This is a genomic window from Kouleothrix sp., from assembly GCF_046328425.1.
Classification (GTDB): Bacteria; Chloroflexota; Chloroflexia; order Chloroflexales; family Roseiflexaceae; genus Kouleothrix.
Genome location: NZ_JAXLWP010000013.1, coordinates 163,983 through 181,409, shown reverse-complemented (window position 1 = coordinate 181,409; position 17,427 = coordinate 163,983). Strand labels below are relative to the sequence as shown.

Annotated in this window: 12 protein-coding genes; 6 read left to right on the top strand and 6 right to left on the bottom strand. The window is 69.0% G+C overall.

Going from position 1 to position 17,427, the window contains the following annotated elements:
* Window positions 1-10 precede the first annotated feature (10 nt).
* A complete protein-coding gene (locus U0177_RS14115; RefSeq protein WP_409571277.1) occupies window positions 11-1,201 on the bottom strand; it encodes an alanyl-tRNA editing protein in 1,191 nt (396 codons plus the stop codon).
* Window positions 1,202-1,772: 571 nt separating this feature from the next.
* On the opposite strand from U0177_RS14115, the gene U0177_RS14110 reads away from it, so the two are divergent.
* Entirely contained in the window at window positions 1,773-2,534 is a 762-nt protein-coding gene (locus tag U0177_RS14110; protein ID WP_409571276.1) for a hypothetical protein, read from the top strand.
* Window positions 2,535-2,599: 65 nt separating this feature from the next.
* On the opposite strand, the gene U0177_RS14105 is transcribed toward U0177_RS14110, so the two are convergent.
* Window positions 2,600-3,073 (bottom strand): plastocyanin/azurin family copper-binding protein, encoded by a 474-nt coding sequence (locus U0177_RS14105; protein ID WP_409571275.1) that lies wholly within the window; start codon window positions 3,071-3,073, stop codon window positions 2,600-2,602.
* A gap of 458 nt (window positions 3,074-3,531) precedes the next feature.
* Here U0177_RS14105 and U0177_RS14100 point away from each other — a divergent pair, with 458 nt between their 5' ends.
* The 4 genes from U0177_RS14100 (at window position 3,532) to U0177_RS14085 (ending at window position 9,090) form a co-directional block, all read left to right on the top strand.
* A complete protein-coding gene (locus U0177_RS14100) occupies window positions 3,532-5,451 on the top strand; it encodes a DUF2207 family protein (RefSeq protein ID WP_409571274.1) in 1,920 nt (639 codons plus the stop codon).
* Between the two features lie 81 nt (window positions 5,452-5,532).
* Entirely contained in the window at window positions 5,533-6,105 is a 573-nt protein-coding gene (locus U0177_RS14095) for a hypothetical protein (protein ID WP_409571273.1), read from the top strand.
* A 191-nt stretch (window positions 6,106-6,296) separates the two neighbouring features.
* The gene (locus tag U0177_RS14090) at window positions 6,297-7,325 is read left to right on the top strand and encodes an SPFH domain-containing protein (protein WP_409571272.1); all 1,029 of its coding nucleotides are present in this window, start codon (window positions 6,297-6,299) and stop codon (window positions 7,323-7,325) included.
* A gap of 481 nt (window positions 7,326-7,806) precedes the next feature.
* A complete protein-coding gene (locus U0177_RS14085) occupies window positions 7,807-9,090 on the top strand; it encodes a DNA adenine methylase (protein WP_409571271.1) in 1,284 nt (427 codons plus the stop codon).
* 246 nt (window positions 9,091-9,336) lie between these two features.
* On the opposite strand, the gene ftcD is transcribed toward U0177_RS14085, so the two are convergent.
* The 4 genes from ftcD to U0177_RS14065 all read right to left on the bottom strand — a co-directional run bounded on the left by ftcD (window position 9,337) and on the right by U0177_RS14065 (window position 15,012).
* On the bottom strand, window positions 9,337-10,224 hold the full coding sequence (gene ftcD / locus U0177_RS14080; protein ID WP_409571270.1) for a glutamate formimidoyltransferase: 888 nt from the start codon (window positions 10,222-10,224) through the stop codon (window positions 9,337-9,339).
* Window positions 10,225-10,263: 39 nt separating this feature from the next.
* Entirely contained in the window at window positions 10,264-13,278 is a 3,015-nt protein-coding gene (locus tag U0177_RS14075) for a hypothetical protein (RefSeq protein WP_409571269.1), read from the bottom strand.
* A gap of 37 nt (window positions 13,279-13,315) precedes the next feature.
* Window positions 13,316-13,849, bottom strand: a complete 534-nt coding sequence (locus tag U0177_RS14070) for a hypothetical protein (protein ID WP_409571268.1) — start codon at window positions 13,847-13,849, stop codon at window positions 13,316-13,318.
* A gap of 587 nt (window positions 13,850-14,436) precedes the next feature.
* Entirely contained in the window at window positions 14,437-15,012 is a 576-nt protein-coding gene (locus tag U0177_RS14065; RefSeq protein ID WP_409571267.1) for a PH domain-containing protein, read from the bottom strand.
* A gap of 207 nt (window positions 15,013-15,219) precedes the next feature.
* Between U0177_RS14065 and U0177_RS14060 the strand changes: the two genes are divergently transcribed.
* Window positions 15,220-17,211 (top strand): sensor histidine kinase, encoded by a 1,992-nt coding sequence (locus U0177_RS14060; RefSeq protein ID WP_409571266.1) that lies wholly within the window; start codon window positions 15,220-15,222, stop codon window positions 17,209-17,211.
* Window positions 17,212-17,427 lie beyond the last annotated feature (216 nt).

Below are 17,427 nucleotides of genomic sequence, written 5' to 3'. Positions count from 1 at the left end.
TCACACTGCTTCACTCGTTCGCCAGCCGCGCCAGTGCCGCGTCGAGCGCCGCCTCAAGCTGCGCGCCGTCGGGCAGGCCGCCCTGCGCCAGCGCGGGCTGGCCACCGCCGCGCCCGCCCAGCGGCGCCAGCGTGGCGCGCAGCAGCGCCCCGCAGTCGAGCGCCAGCCCCTCGGCGCGCGCGAAGATCAGCTGGGTCTTTTCGGCGCGCCCGCCCAGCAGCGCCACGCCGCCCAGCCCGGCGATCGCCTTTGCCAGCGCGCGCAGCTCTTCGGGGCCGCGGCCGGCGAAGGCCCGCCGCACCACCCGCAGCTCGCCGCGCGCCTCGGCATTGCTCAGCAAATCGCGCGCCTCCAGGCCGATCAGCTGGTCGGCGGCCAGCTCAAGCCGCTTGCGCTGGCGCTCCTCGGCCTCGCGCACCCGCGCCACCGCCGCCTCGACCTCGTCGGCGCCCACCGACAGCGCGCCGGCCAGGCGGGCCAGCGCGGCGTTCTTCCAGCGCAGATCGCCCAGCGCCCGGCCGCCACACACAAACTCCACCCGCACCACCTCGCCGCGGCGCTCCCAGCGGCGCAGATGCGCCAGCCCCACGCCGCCGGTTGCGCGCGGATGCGTGCCGCCGCAGGCCGAGTGGTCGAAGTCGGGCACCGACACCACCCGCACCGCGCCGCTCACCTGCGGCGGCTTGCGCAGCGGTAGCCGCGCCAGCTCCTCGGGCGTCACAAAGCGCGCCAGCACCGGCCGTTCCTCCCAGATCACCTGGTTGGTCAGGTCTTCGGCTGCGGCTGCCTGCTCGGCCGCGAGCGCCGTCGCGGCTAGGTCGATCGTCGCGGCGGCGGCGCCCAGGTGGAACGACACGGTCTTGAGGCCAAACAGCTGCTCGAACGCCGCCGAGAGCAGGTGCTGGCCGTGGTGCTGCTGCATATGGTCGAAGCGCCGCGCCCAGTCGACCTGGCCCTCCACCACGTCGGCGTCGAGCGGCGCGGCGAGCGTGTGCCACACCAGGCCATCGTCGGCCTGCACGTCGAGCACGGCCACGCCGCCGAGCGTGCCGGCGTCGGCCGGCTGGCCGCCGCCCTCGGGGTAGAAGGCGCTCTGGTCGAGCGCCACCGCCGGGCGGCCGCCGCGCTCGGCGCGGGCGATCACACGGGCGCTGAAGCGCGTGAGGTACGCGTCGCTGAAGTACAGTCGTTCTGTATCCATTGCTCTTTCCTGGCTACGCGGTTTGGGTTGGCTGATTGTACACCAACGGCAGCCCCGTGGCGGCGCCTCGCCGGACGCGCCATTTGGCTTCCAAGGAAAAGCGCGCGCTGCCAGCATCGGCGCAGGGCGCTCATGCCTCAGGGCCAACCAGCGCGCGGCGCGCCCCCAAGGCTCAAATAGCCAGGGCACAGCCCTTGAAATATCACCGCCCATCCGTTTATACTTAGCACTTGCACAGCTAGCGCGCTCAGCCTTCGGCAGAGCGGTACTACGCTATTCAGGTGCTCGATTGTTCGCGCAAAGCGCGAATAATCGAGCACAACAGAACGAAAAGTGTATTGGGCAAATACACCCTGCACGGTGGGGGTGCGGGGCGGCTTCGCCGCCCCCGCAGAAATCTTGGTGATGGTGCGGCGCGGCGAAGCCGCGCCGCACCATCACCAATGTGCAGCATGTGCTTGCCCAGCACACAAAAGAACGAAAAGTACCGTGAAGGAGCGCGCCGCCAGAGGCAAACACGCCGGGCACGTACGCCATGCCTGTTCGGAAGCGAGATACACACGGAGGAACTATGGCATTTCCGGTATTCGTCCACGCGGTCAACAGCGCCACCGGCGACGCCGCCTGGCCAGTCGAGGGTCAAGGCTGGAATGAGTGCGGCTGCACCGCAGCCTCGAACGCGGCCAACCTGCTGGCCCAGGCGCAGCGCTACCGCAAAGACGATTTTGTGCGCGAGGCCGGCGTATTCTTTCAGCCGCAGTGGGGCGGCACGCCCAGCCCCGTCACCACCTGGCTGCTGAAGCGCCACGGCTTCGGCACGCACTTCGGCAACCTGCAGCGCACCGACTACGAGGCAGTGCTGCGCGACCTGATCGACCGTGGGGTGCCGGTGATCATCGAGCTGGGCATGGTGAAAATGGGGTCGGTGGCGGTTTCCGGGCAGCACTCGGTGGTGCTGGTGGGCTACAGCGAGCCATTCCACGATCAGAGCGGCCAGCTCCGCGAAGAGTACTATATCGTCGACGCGCAGTGGCCGGCGCTGGGCCAGTTTTCGCTGGCCTCGAACAACCGCGATTTCAATGGCGACGGCGTGGTCGAGGAGTTCCCCGGCAACCGCACGCTGACGCGCGCCGAGCTGAGCATCGCCTACCCCATGCGCACCTACTTCCCGGTGTTCGCCACGCAGGCCGATCACGATGCCTGGTACAGCCGCCACATCGGCGTCGACTCGGGCTTCCCGCTGTTTGGCGGCCTGGCCGGCCAGTTCGTCACCGGCTCGCGCGATATCTGGCTCGGCACGCAGGGCCAGGCCGAGCCGCTGCCCTCGGCCTAGCTGCCCCGCGCATGCAAAAGCCCCGCCGTGCTGCCACGGCGGGGCTTGGTGATTCAGGCGACTGGTTACTTAACCGTCAGCGTGCCCTTCATGCCGGCGGTGTAGTGGCCGGGGAAGGTGCACAGGAAGGTGTAGGTGCCCGGGTCGGCCTTGAAGCTGATCGAGTCGCTCCCGCCACCATCAACCAGCTTGGTGTGCGCCAGAATGTTGGCATCGTCGGGAATGTAGCCCTTGGCATCGCCAGCGGCAACGCCAGCCTCATCGACCTTCGCCGCTACGTCGTCGCCGCCCTTCACCAGCACCCAGTTGTGCTTCTGGGCGCCCGAGCCGTTCTTGAACGTCACTTTTACGTCGCCAGGAGCCGCGCTCAGGTTGCCGGGCGCGAACTGCAGCTGCTCGCCCGCAGTCGAAACGTTCAGCGCCGCAGGTGCGCCGCCGCCCCCGCCGCCAGTGCTGCCACCACCGCCACCGCACGCCGATAGAAGCAGTGCACTGGCCAGCGCCACACCCGACATCCACGAGCGTACATTGAGCTTCATGGGGTAACTCCTTTGTTCTAGACATCTGACCGATTTTGACCGTGTGTATTATCTCACAATCATCTTGTTTGTCAAACGCATGCAGACATGCCCGACATTCGCAGAAAGATTGTGCCTCCCTTTCGGATGATGCCGTGCACCGCACGCCAGCACCCCGGCCACACGCCGCAGGCCACCGCGCGATCTTCGCAACCGCCGCGCCGCCGGCCAAGCGCCACACCGACAATAGCATGGCCCAGTCACACTTGTGTTACACGCGCTGGCGAACCAGGCCGCGCAGCCGAGAGCAGCCGCAGCGCCCGGCACACGCGCCTGTAAACAAGGCGTGCGAATTCTGCGACCCCACAAGCACCAAAAACGTATATACTATCGTTGACGCGACCGCCCAGGGCGCAAACGCGCCCCAACCGCGTCGCGCAGTGCAAGCAGCAGAGCGTTATATGTTTAGGGTGAACACCATGAAAACAATGCGCAGGCTTCACCGGCGCCTCGGGCAATTGCTGCTCGCCGGCACCGTGCTCTTGCTAGCCGCGCTCGCGCTCGCCTCGCCGGCCGCCGCCCAGTCGAAATCGGTGCTGGTCGAGCGGCGCGACGGCGATATCAGCGTGCTGCCCAACGGCGACGTGCAGGTCGTCGAGGTCTGGAGAACCCAGTTTCAAGGCGGCCCGTTCCACTTAGCGTTCCGCTCGATCCCGCTCAACCGCGTTGAGTCGATCGACGGCTGGAGCGTCAGCGAGGGCACGCAGAACTACCTTCAGGTGAGCGGCGAAAATCCGTTCACCTTCAATGTGGCGCCGAACGGCGGCGAGCAGAAAATCACCTGGTACTTCCCCAGCACCACCGACCAGACGCGCACTTTCACGCTGCGCTACCGGCTGCGCGGCGCGCTACGGATCTACCCCGACGGCGACCAGTTCTTCTGGAAGTTTATCGAGAGCGATCGCCAGTATACGATCAACGACTCGCGGGTCGCCGTGCATATGCCGCAGGGCCTACCCCCCAGCCAGCTCAAGGTCGCCAGCTACCGCAACAGCACCACCGAAACCGGCCACGCCCGCGTGGACGAAGACGGCACCGCGGTGTTCGACGGGCGCGCGTTCGGCAGCGGCGACGAGTGGGAAGTGCGCGTGCAATTCCCGCACGGCGTTGTCAGCGCCAGCCCGCCCGCGTGGCAGGCCGCCGACGACGCGCGCATCGCCGCCGAGGCCGCGCGCAAGGCCAAGGAGCCGTTCTACAACCTGATCGCGCTGGTGTCGTCGGTGCTGCTGGGCTTGGGCGGCTTCGGCGGCCTGTACCTGCTGTGGTACGGGCGCGGGCGCGACAAGCCCACCGGCATCACAGCCGAGTTCTACCCGACCCCGCCCGAAGACGTGCCGCCCGGCCTGGTGGGCACGCTGATCGACGAGCGCGCCGACATGAAAGACATCATCGCCACGCTCGTCGACCTGGCGCGGCGCGGCTACTTGCAGATCGCCGAGACCGAGAAGCAGGGCTTTATCGGCTCGACGCGCGAGTTCACGTTTGTGCGCGGCCAGGCCGACCTGCGCCAGCTGCGGCCGTACGAGCGCGCGCTGTTCGAGAAGATCTTCGGCAGCAGCATGGGCGAGCGCACGCTCGCGAGCCTGCGCAACCAGTTCTACACCGAGCTGCCCGAGCTGAAGAAGCGCATGTACGAGGAGGTGGTGCGCCAGGGCTATTTCGACGAAAACCCCAACAGCGTGCGCAACCGCTACACCGTGCTGGCGGTGCTGCTGCTGCTCCTGGCGATCATCGGCGGCTGCCTCGGCAGCAGCGCGCTGGCGCTCTACACGCCGCTGGCGCCGCTGGTGGGCTTTGTGATCATCGCGCTGGCGATCGGCTTCCTGATCCTCAGCCGCTACATGCCGCGCAAAACCCAGCAGGGCGCGGTGGCCGCCGCCAAGTGGCAGGCGTTCCGCCGCTACCTCGAGCGGATCGATAAGTACACCAACGTGGCACAGGCCAAAGAGCAGTTCGAGCGCTACCTGCCCTACGCGGTGGCCTTTGGCCTCGAGCGCAGCTGGGTGCAGAAGTTCGCCCAGGTCGATACGCCCGCGCCCGGCTGGTACTACCCCTACGGCTACGGCTACGGCCCGCGCCACTACGGCACTCCGGGCGGGCACGCCGGCTCGGGCGCGCCGGCCGGCTCGGGCGGCGGCCTGCCCTCGCTCGACCAGGCGGCCGGCGGGGCGTTCGCCGGGCTGAATAGCATGAGCTCCGGGTTCTTCGACATGCTCAACTCGACATCGTCGATCTTCACTAGCTCGCCCTCCAGCTCGAGCGGCGGCGGTGGCGGCGGCTTCAGCGGCGGCGGCGGTGGCGGCGGCGGCGGCGGCGGCGGGTCCAGCGGCTTCGGCTAGAATGTGCAGGGTTCGCAGGTTGCAGGGCACGAGCTTTCGAACCTGCAAACCTCTCAAACTCCCAACAAAAGGATGGAGTGCATGATCGGAAGCGGAAAAACCGTAGGCATGATCCTGATCGGCGCCGGCCTGGCGATCCTTCTCGTGGTCGCGCTGTTCATCGGCTCGGGCGTCGCGTCGGGCCGGCTCGGCGGGTCGGGCGCGATCCTTGGCATCGGGCTGTTCGGCGTGCTGCCACTGCTGATCCTCGGCGGCATCGGCGCCTACCTGCTGAGCAAAGGCCGCGCCGAAGAGCAGGAGCTGGCCGGCGTGCGCAAAAAAGAGCGCCTGCTCGGCCTGATCCAGGCCCAGGGCAAGGCCCCGCTCAACTCGATCATCGTCGAGCTGAAAATGACCCGCGACGAGGTCAAGCAGGATATCTACGAGCTGGTGCAGCAGGGCCTGTTCACCGGCTATATCGACTGGAGCACCAACACCTTTTACTCAAAGGACGCCGCGCAGGTTGGCAGCAACAAATGCCCGAACTGCGGCGGCGTGCGCGAGCTAGTGGGCCAGGGGATCGTTAAGTGCCAGTACTGCGGCGCTGAGCTGTTCATCCCGCCCGGCGCGCCGCAGACCACGGCAACTCCCACGCCGCCGCCCGCCAAAGCCTAGGCCGACCCTGTAATACTGTGTGCGGTTTTTCCGCGCGGAGCGCGGAAAAACCGCACTGCCGAAGGCAGAGCGCGCCAACTGCGTACGTCCTAACACAAAGAAATTTGGAGGCGGCGAAGCCGCCCCCAAACCCCCACCAAAGTGTCAGGGATCAAGCGAAATTGGTATAACCATAGCATATGGAGGACGACATGGCCCGAATTATTGATGTGATCGAGTTCGTCGACGAGACCGGCCGCGAGATTATTCACCGCGAGCCCCAGGGCGAAGCCTTCGACATCCGCTTCGGCTCGCAGCTGATCGTGCGCCCCAGCCAGGTGGCGATCTTCTTCCGCGACGGCCAGGCGCTCGACTCGTTCGGCCCCGGCCGGCACACCCTCACCACCGCCAACATCCCCATCCTGGCCGGCCTGATCGGCATGGCCACCGGCGGGCGCACGCCATTCCCGGCCGAGGTGCTGTTCGTCAACATGCGCCAGTTCCTCGACCAGAAGTGGGGCACCAGCGAGCCGGTGGCCGTGCGCGACACCGCCTTCGGCATGGTGCGCCTGCGCGCGTTCGGCAGCTATGCCTACCAGGTGAAAGAGCCGCTCCAGTTCGCCAACCAGATCGCCGGCCAGCAGGGCATCTTCACCACCGGCGAGCTCGAGAATTACCTGCGCGGCATTATCATGCAGCGCTTTACCGACGTGCTGGGCGAGCAGCAGCGCAGCCTGCTCGAGCTGGCCGGCCAGTTCAGCGAGCTGAGCACCGGCGTCAAGGCCCAGCTGGCCGACGACTTCAGCGCGATCGGCCTGCAGCTCGCGGCCTTCTACATCGGCTCGATCTCGCCGACCGAGGACACCGCCAAGGCGATCGACGAGCGCGCGTCGATGGGCGCGATCGGCGATATGGACGCCTACATGAAGTTCAAGGCCGCCCGCGCCATGGGCGACGCCGCCAATAATCCCGGCGGCGCGGCCGGCGCGGGCGTGGGCCTCGGCGCGGGCGTGGGCCTCGGCGCTGCGATGGCGGGCGCGCTCGGCCAGGCCATGCAGCCGCGCCCGGCCGCGCCGGCTCCCGCCGATCCGGCGCCCGCAGGCGGCGCGCTGACACGCGCCCAGGTGCAAGAGGCGATCGACGCGCTCGATCTGCGCTTCTCGAAAGGCGAGATCAGCGAAGACACCTACAACCGCATGAGCAAAAAGTGGGAGGAGCGGCTCAAAGAGCTGGGCGGGTAGTGCTGCATCAGGGCTTGCGCGGCCCCCCGCCCTACGGTTAGGGGCCGATTGCGGCCCCTAACAACCCCCAAGCCCCATACAAGAATGCCGTCTCTGTTTCAGCGCCGGTGGCGGATGCCTCGGGGCATGGAAAGGGGTGTATGCACGCCCTGAGGCATGATCGCGTGACATTGTTCGCCGGTACAGCGCTCTTTCAGCCGGAGAGGTTTTAGGAGAACCGGCCGGGTTCTCCTAATCGGGGGGTCGGGGGCGAAGCGCCCCGGAACGAAAACGAAGCCGTGCTTGGGCCGGGTGCACAGCGCCCCGGAAAGAAGACTGGGACCGGGCGCGCAGCGCCCCGGAAAGAAGACTGGAACCGGGCGCGCAGCGCCCCGGAAAAAAGACTGGGGCCGGGTGTACAGCGCCCCGGAAAGTGAATATAAAGGCGAACCCTATGTTCGCCCACAGGGCGAGTGCGCAGTTCACCAAACGGATCAAACCCATGACCGAGCACGACTTCACCTATACCAAAGACGCGCACGCCGCCGCCTGGACCGAGCACTACGTCTTCAACCAGCTCATCCCCTACATCGGCAACAAGCGCAAGCTACTCGGCCTGATCCACGAGGCGATCGGCCGCACCGGCGCCGCCGCCGGCGCCACCTTTCTCGACATGTTCGCCGGCAGCGGGGTTGTGGCGCGCATGGCCAAGCAGCTTGGCTTCCGCGTGCTCGCAAACGACTGGGAGCCCTACGCCGAGGCGATCAACCGCTGCTACGTCGAGTGCAACGCGCCGCCGCCGTTTCGCGCGCTCGGCGGCTACGACACCGCGATTGGCCGGCTCAACGCCCTGCCGCCGCGCGCCGACTGGGTGACGCGCCACCTGTGCCCCGCCAGCGACCAGCGCTACGACCGCGCGCGCGACCGGCTGTTCTACACCCGCGCCAACGGCATGATCATCGACGCCATGCGCGAGCAGATCGACCAGTGGCAGCGCGCCGGCGACCTCTCATTGCACGAGCGCGACTGCCTGCTCGCGCCGATGCTCTACCAGGCATGCTACACCAGCAACACCAGCGGCGTGTTCAAAGGCTTCCACAACGGCTGGGGCGGCCAGACCGGCACCGCGCTCTACCGCATCCTCGCGCGCTTCGAGCTGCGGCCGGCGCTGTTCCACGACAACCGCCAGCCCAACCAGGTGTTTCGCATGGACGCCACCGCGCTGGCCGGGCAGCTGCGCGCCGCCGGCCAGCGTGCTGAGATCGCCTACCTCGACCCGCCGTACAACCAGCATCCCTACGGCAGCAACTACCACGTGCTGAACTCGATCGCGCTATGGGATCGGCCGCCGCTCAGCGAGCACATCGCCGGCCGCAACAAAGCCGCCATCCGCACCGACTGGCGCGCCGAGCGGCGCAGCGCCTACAACCACCGCGGCGACGCCGAGCAGGCCTTCGCCACGCTGCTCGCCGCCCTCGACGCGCGCTGGATCCTCACGAGCTACAGCACCGACGGCGTCATCCCGCTTGGCGCGCTGGTGCGCGCCTGCGCCGATCGCGGCCACACCAGCGTGGTGCAGCGCGAGTACAAGCGCTACCGCGTCAGCAGCCAGCGCTTCTCGGCCAAGCCGCTGAACATCGAGTTCGTGCTGATCGTCGACACCGCGCGGCGCCACGCCGGCCCCAGCCCCGAGGCGATCTGCGAGCAGCTGCGCCACGCCGAGCGCGCCGCCCTGGCCGAGCACCCCGAGATGCAGAGTGGCCGATCCGCCGACGACGCAGATTGATGGAGCTTCGAGGTTGGCTGAAAGTTGTAGGACAAACGCACTTGGCACCTTCAGCCTTCGGCAGATCGGCAAGTACCACGCTGCCGCAGGCGAAATGCACCGCTTCGAGAAGCCGAACAACACAACTGCGTGAATAGTGAGGGTTCGGGGGCGGCGAAGCCATCCCCGAACGTTCTTTTTGTGAAGCCCTCCCCGGCGAAGTCGGGCAGAGCATCACCAAAAGAAAGCGATCAAACGGAGCTAGTATCAGCTGCGGTCGCGCAGCCGCCGCTCGAGGATCTGGTCGTCGGCCATGCCGTGCAGCCGCAGGTAGAAGCGCGCCGCGTCGAGCAGCGCGTCTTCGGGGATCAAGCCCACCAGCTCGCTCTCGGCCACCAGCGCGCCGTAGGCCGCCGCCTCGCGCGCTACCATCTCGACGACGCGGTGGATCGGGGTGGTGCGAAAGTCGATCAGGTTCATCGACACCTGGGCGCGGCCCTCGACGAGCATGCCCAGCGCGCGCACGCCGCGCAGCCCGCCCGACGAGCCGCGCACCGCTTTGGCGATGCGCTTGGCCACCTCGACATCGGCGGTGTTGAGGTAGATGTTGTAGGCGATCAGTGGCTGGCGCGCGCCGACGATCGTGGCCCCGGCGGTGCCCATGCGCGCCGGGCCGAAGTCAGGCGCGCGCGCGGGGTCGCTGCCGATCGCCTCGCGCAGCCCCTCGTACTCGCCGCGCCGCAGGTTTGGCAGCGCGGCGCGCTCGGGCCGGGTGGCCGCCGCCTCGTACAGGTACACCGGGATGCCCAGCTCGTCGCCGATGCGCTGGCCCACCGCGCGCGCAATCGCCACGCACTGCTCAAGCGTCGCGCCGCGCAGTGGCACGAACGGCAGCACGTCGGTGGCGCCAACCCGGGGGTGCTGGCCGCTGTGCTGGGTCATGTCGATCAGCTCGGCGGCGCGGCGCACCGCCTGAAATGCCGCCTCGGCCACCGCCTCGGCCGGGCCGGCAAAGGTGATCACGCTGCGGTTGTGGTCGGCGTCGGCGCTGGTGTCGAGCAGCGTCGCGCCCGGCACCTCGGCCACGGCCGCGCCGATCGCCGCGATCACGTCTTCCCGCCGGCCCTCGCTGAAGTTTGGAATACATTCGATCATTGGCGTCCTCCTCGAGCCTCGAGCGCTTCCGGCGCCATTCTACCGCACAAGCGCCAGCTCGGCGATCGGCAGCGGCCCGGCCCCGTCGCGAAACGGCAGCGGCCGCCCGTCCGGCCCGATCAGCTCGACGCTCAGGCTGGCAGGCTGAGCCGCTACATCGTTCGGCAGCGCCAGCACCACGCGCTGCTCGGCAAGCTCGCCCTCCTGCCAGGCGTGCGTGCCGTGTTCGCGCGCCCCCAGCGGCTGGGTCTGCTCGGCCAACGCGCGGCCGCTGGCGTCGCGCAGTAGCACGCGCGCCTGCAGGTCGCCGTCGATCTTCTTCAAGCTTTGCCACACCAGCGTCAGCTCGAGCACCGCGCCCGGCCGCGCCCGCGCGCCCGGCAGTGTGTAGCCCTCCAGACGAATCGTGCCGTCGGCCGATTGGGCCACGCGCGCGCTGGCTGGGCGCGGCAGCGGCACCACGTCGAAGATCACGCTTTCGGCCACGGGCTTTTGCACAGCGCCGCCGGCGCGCTGCCAGCTCGCCAGCGTGGTGCCATACACAACCTTGGCGTCGTTGGCCAGCAGCAGCGAGGCCTGGTAGCGGCCATCGGCCGGCGCCGCCACGCCGCCGGCAAGCTCGACCGGCCGGCCGCCAGTATAGAGCGCCGCTTTGAGCCCGGCCATGTCGAGGTCGAGCAGCAGTGGGTCGCCGCCATTCGGGAAGAACACCCACTGGCCTACCTCGCGCCAGTCGTCGCTGGTGGGCGGGGCGTATGCCAGCGAGATCAGCGCGGTGAGCTTCTGCCGGCCCTCGGGCAGCTGCTCGGTGTGCAGCCGGATGTCGGCGCAGGCCTGCGCGGGGTCGCCGCCCGGGCGCGGCGTCACCTGCACGAACACCTCGTCGCGCGCCAGTACCCCGCCCTCGCACGCTTGCGGGTCGCACAGCTCGCCCCACCACAGGTACAGCGGCTCGTCGCCCGGCGCGCTCAGCCGCAGCTCGCCGGGCAGCCTAAGCGGCTCACTGGTGATCTGCGCCAGCCCGCCCGGCAGGCTGTAGCGTGCGCTCGCGCCAGCCCTGTCTATCTCAAGCGCGGCGGGCCGGAAGCTCGCCGCCGCCAGCACCAGCCGCGCCTGGCCCGGCGTGGAGGCAGGGCCACGCTCGCCGGGCAGCGCGATCCGCCCGGCGCCAAGGCGCAGCGTCAGCGGCGCGCCGGGGCGCACTACCGCAAGGCTCGCGGCCTTGCCGAAGGCGCGGTGGTAGCGCACGCCCGGCGCGCGCCCATACAGCCGCAGGCCGCCGCCAGCCCAGCGCAGGTCGGCCGGGCGGTAGCCGTAGTCGCCGGGCGCGGCCTCGGACGGCAGCAAGGCCATGTCGGGCGGCGGGTCGTTTGACACGCTGCTGATCGCGCCGTAGCCGGTGTGAAATCGCCCCGACAGCTCGTGCCCCAGCAGCGCGTAGCTCAGCAGGCTGTTGAATACTTCGGAGTGGTGCGGCGGCGGCACAACCAGCACGCTCGCCCCGGCCGGCACCTGCGCGCCCATGTCGAGCACCGCGAACTCGTCGGCTGTCCACAGCTGCGGCCCGGCGGCGCTGTAGCGCGCCTGCACCGCCCAGGTCGTCGCCAGGTTCAGCGCCACGATCAGCCCGGCCCCGGCGCACACGGCCGGCCACAGCAGCCAGCGCGGCCGCGCCAGGCGCCACAGCGCATGCCCGCCAGCCGCCAGCAGCAGCGCCAGCAGTGGCACGGCAAAGGTCGCGCCCTTGTAGAAGCCGTAGTAGTAGCCCACCGCAGCGGTGTACCCCTGGTACCCCGCCGCGCCCAGGCTCAGCGCCGCCAGCAGCGGCACACGCCGCGACGCAAGCGCCGTCACCAGCAGCGCCAGCGCCACCAGCAGCGCCAGCGCCACTAGCCACTCGCTGGCCACAAACGCCTCGCGGTTGAACGACGCGCTCAGGCCCAGCACATCGGCCTCGCCCACAAACTCGGTGATCTGAAAGCCCGTGGCGGCGTCGCCGATCTCTTGCAGAAAGCCCTGCTTGAAGAAAAAGAACGCCTGCGCCGCACCGCTCAGCCCCGCCGCCAGCACGCCAAGCGCGCCAATGCGCGCGGCGAGCTGCGAGCGCCGCACGCCCTGCGGCGGCCTGGCCAGCAGAAACAGCGCGGCCGGCGCAAGAAACGCCACGTACGCGGTGAGGGCCGGGTAGTAGCCGGTCGCCAGCCCCCCCGTCAGCAGCGCGCCGGCCCCGATCGCGCGCCGGCCGCCCCCGCGCAGCGCAGCGAGGCTACCTGCCAGCGCGGCGGGCAGCAGCGCCAGCCCGACGATGTGGTTCGAGAAGCTGTTGTACGCCACCCACAGCGGCAGCCAGCCCAGCGCGGCCAGCGCCGCGCCTAACAGCGCCGCCGGCCGCGCCATCCCCACCGCCCGGCCCAGCGCGTACGCCGCTGGCGGTATCAGCGCAAGCAGCAGCGCCATCATGCCGGCGTAGCTGCGCGCCGGGTCGGCCCCGGCCAGGCCGCTGGCCGCCGCGTGGAGGTACGAGAACGCGTGGATGCGGCCCGAAACCGGCGGCGTGGTGACGATCGCCACCAGCGGGTTGCGCGGCAGCAGCGCCAGGTCGCGCTGCGATGCGAGCTGGAGCACCCGCCCGAGCGGCACGTAGAACTCGGCGGCATCCCAGTTGCTGCCGATCGGCAGCGCCAGCCCCCAGCGCAGCGGCGGCAGCACCGCCAGCCAGAACGCCACGCCCGCCAGCGCCCAGGCCGCCAGCGGCGCGGCTTCGCGAACAAAGGCGCGGCGCGGCGAAGCCGCATTCGCGCAGCGCAGGGCTCGCTTCTTTGTGCTGGGGCGCAGCGCAGCCCACGCGTTCAGCGGCAGGGCCAGCAGCGCGAGGCCCGCCGCCACGCGCGTTGGCGCGAGCGCGGTGGTGGTGGTGAGCGCGGCGGTGACGCACAGCAACAGCGAGAGGCCCAGGTGTGGCATGAGCAGGGCGCGCTCGGCCCACGGGGCGGCCGGCAAAAGCAGCCGCGCGGGCGCGTAGCCCAGAAAGAAGCACAGCAGCAGCGCCAGCAAAGGGGGGGCCAGCAGATCGTACGTCGTGGCTAGATCCTCATGTCGCGAAGCTCAAGATGTCGATGCGCGATCGGCGCACCTCGATCCAGTCGCCCGGCTCAAGCTGCGACTTACCGATCGTCTCGGCGAGGCTCGCGGCGGTGACGCTGGTGCGCACACCGATCACGCCCACGCCAATGTCGAGCAGCAGCTCGGTGTACAGCGCCTCGTACGGCAGGTGCTCGCGCTCGGCCTCCCAGGCCGGCACCGCCAGCACGCGGCCATACGCCGTCGGCACGGTGCTGGCGCGCCCAGGCGCGAGGCCCTCCTCGGCCGCCAGGCCCTGGCGCGGCCGGCCCTCTTGCAGCCGTACGCTGCTCAGCAGAAACACCAGCTTGGCCACGCCTTCGCGCCCCTCCAGCGCCGGGTCGACGCGGTGGTGCCGGTCGACCACGCCGATCGGCGCGGGCGCGCCGGCCGGCCGCAGCACAATCAGCGGCAGGTAGCGCCGGCCGTCGGGGTGAAGCTGGCCGGGCACAAGGCCCTCGAAGACGCACGTCAGACCGAGTTTGTCGCTCTGGGGGAAACGCATGATCGTACTCTTGCTTGCACATGGCCGAATATCGAGTTCATTGTACCGCATTGCGCCGGTTCGTGCTCAGGCCGCAGCGGCGCGCGCTCGCCACCACCGAGCGGCGCAATCTCTCGCACGCTTTCCTTCAATCCCCGGCTTCGTACCGGCGCGATCTTTCCCGCCACTGCCTTTGCATCTGCGCGGGCACGCGAGACCGCGCCCCTTTCTTCAACGCCTCGCTCGGTATAGAAGTTCGACTCCATGTACGCGGAGTTTGCCTCCACACGCGCGGGGGTTCACTGCATGCACGCGGGGCTCGCCTTCACACGCTCGGGGGTTCACTGCACGCGTGCGGGGTTCGACGCCAGACACGCGGGGTTTGACTCCACAAGCACGGGGTTCGTCTTCGCACGCGCGGGGGTTCACTGCAGGCGTGCGGGGCTCGTCTTCACACGCGCGGGGGTTCAATGCATGCGTGCGGGGTTCGACTCCAGACACGCGGGGGTTCGCTGCAGGCGTGCGGGGTTTACATCGCTCTCCGCTCGACCGCTTTCCGCTCCCCATATAGGGGTCGGCGCTCCTGTCGCCTTGCGTTCCGGCCGCCCTCACGCCTCGGCGCTCTCGTCGGCCTCGGGCCGCTTGCTCAGCGCGTCGCGCAGATCCGCCACAAAGTCGCGCGGGCGCGCTGGGCTGACGATCAGCGGCGTGCGGTCGCGCCGCGCCAGTGCCACCAGCCGCTCGCGGTTGGTGGCCGCGAAGAAAACCGCGCCGTAGCGCTCGAGCTGGAACGGCCCCTGGTAGCCAAACACCCCGGCGTTGAACGATCGCCGCAGCCCGAAGCGCGGCACATCCGCCAGGCCCAGCGCCAGCGAAACACCGCTGACCTGCTCGAGCGGCACGCGCATCGCGCGCGGCCAGCGCCGCTTGATCACCAGCTGGGTGTCGTCGATCAGGTAGGCGGTGGGCTGCACCAGGTAGTTCAGCAGCAGCCAGATGAACAGCGCCAGCGCCACCGCCAGCGTGATCACCGCGCCCGTCACCGCCACGCCGTTCAATAGCATCCCGCTGAGGTACAAAAACAGCGCCGGAAGCGTCAGCACGCCGCCGAGCATCGCAATACCGCTGGTGATCTGCTCGGCGTAGCTGTCGAGCGGCGCCGCGTCGAATGTCGTCTGGCTCATACTTCCTCGGCCACACTTCCAGCTCTGCATGCGGGATTGCCCGCACCCTGCGTATCATACCACGACACAGCGAAAGCGTGCGACTGCCTGTTTCCCCCTTTGTGCTGCTGAATAATCTGTTATCAAACTGTTATCGTAATCGCTGCCTAGCGGCTTGTTATTCGTATTCGGCTGTGCTATAACAGCCCGTGTCGCTAGGAGAAGCATATGACATTGAAGCATTCAGGTTTGTCGCGTGTGGCCGCACTACTGCGACTACCTGTCGTCCGAATCTGGCTGCCTGCTCTGGTCATCAGCGCGGCGCTGACACTCGCGCTCGGCTTCCCGGCGCATCTCGACAGGTGGATCGGCGCGTCGGCGCTGCTGCTGCTGCTGATCGTCCTCGGCCAGGTGCTTTCCGTCGAGCTTGAAGACGGCAGCGCGCTCACACCCACGCCCGCGCTGCTGATCGCCGGCCTCACGCTGGTGGGCTGGCCGCTGCTGCTGCCGGCCGCGCTGCTCGCCTCGCTGGGCGGGCTGCTGGTCAAGCGCCGCTCGTTCGAGCAGGTACTGATCGAGGCCGGCAGCCGCTGCCTGATCGTCGGCTTCGCCACGCCGGTGTACCTGCTCAGCCAGCCGGCTGGCGCCCTGCCCTACAGCACGCCGGCCGGCCTGCTCGGCCTGCTGCTGATCGGCGCGATTGCCTACACGGTCAAGCTGATCATTGGCGTCGACGGCGGGCAGGAGCCGTTGCTGGCGCGGCTGCGCGGGCGCCTGCGCGCGCTACGCTGGTATGTCCTGGCGATGGTGCCGCTCGGTGGCCTGCTCGGCGTGCTGTGGTCGCTCAGCCCATACCTGTTTCTGCTGGGCCTGGCCCCGCTGATCGTCGCGCAGTACTTGTTCCGCAGCGCGGTGGCCCTGCGCCGCACCAGCGCCGACCTCGAGCGCACGGCGCGCCAGAGCGAGCGCCTCGCAACGCGCGTCGAGCGCCTGCAAGCCCTCGCCACCGCCATGCTCGGCACGCTCGACGTTCAGAGTATGCTCGAGCTGCTGTGCCAACGTTTGGCGGCCCTGCTCGACGCGCCCGCCGGCTGGGTGGTGCTGCTCGACGACAACGCCCAACCCCAGCTCATGACCCTGCACAACCTGCCGTACGGCGACAATACCACCATCGCCGAGCCGCGCAGCTTTCTCGCGCTGCTCGAGCGTGGCCGCGTGATGCTGGTGGCCGACGAGCGCGCCCAGGCGCTGGCCCCTGCCCCGGTGCCGCCTGGCGCGCCCGACTGGTCGGCCGTGCTGTGCATCCCGCTGCTCGGCGAGGGCGACGGCGTGGGCGCGACCATGCCGCTGCTTGGGGCGATCTGCCTGGCCTTCGACCGCGTGCGCGGCCTCGACGCCGACGAGCAGCGCGTGCTAAGCTCGTTCGCACACCAGGCCGCCGTCTCGATCGAAAACGCGCGCCTGTTCGACCAGCTGCGCCACAAGCAGGCCGAGCTGATCCAATCCTCGAAGCTCGCCGCAGTCGGCACGTTCGCCGCCGGCATCGCCCACGAGTTCAACAACCTGCTGGGCAGCATGCTGGGCTACGCCGAGCTGGGCTTCCAGAGCGACGACATAACCGATAAAGATCGCTCGCTCGAGGTGGTAGTGCAGGCGTGCCGGCGCGGCCGCAGCATCACGCGCGGCCTGCTCACCTTCGCCCGCCGCCAGGAACACCACCGCGCCATGGCCGATATCACCGACGCGGTCAACGAAACCCTCACGCTCGTCGAGATCGACCTGCACAAGTCGCGTATTCATGTCGTGCGCAACATCGAGCCAATCCCGCTCACCGTGTGCGACCTGGGGCAGCTCTCGCAGGTGGTGCTGAACCTGATCACCAACGCCCGCGACGCCATGCGCCCCGCCGGCGGCACGCTCACAATCAGCCTGCGCGAGCGCTTTGATCGGATCGAGCTGAGCGTCGGCGACACCGGCTCCGGCATTCCCGCCGAGCTGCGCGACAAAATCTTCGAGCCGTTCGTCACCACCAAGGGCGCGCTGGGCGGCAGCCAGACGCCCGGCACCGGCCTGGGCCTCTCGGTCTCGTACGGCATCGTGCAGGAGCACGGCGGCACGATCGAGGTCGAGAGCGCGCTCGGCCGCGGCACAACCATGACCGTGCGGCTGCCAATCATCACCGCCGAAACCTTCGAGCGCGAGCTGGCCGTGGGCGCCTAGCAGCAATGTGGGAGCGCGGGTGCGGCAAAGCCGCCCCACAGATGCTCTTTCGCGCTGTGGCTTTGGCACAGCGCGAAAAACGAATACCTTTAAAAAGCACCAAGGCACCAGGGCTCGTGCAACGTCTTTCGACGCCTCCCCCTACCCCTTCCCCTGACAAGGGAGGGGGTAACACATCTGGCTGTGTGGTGCGGTCGCGGCGGCGACCTCACCCCC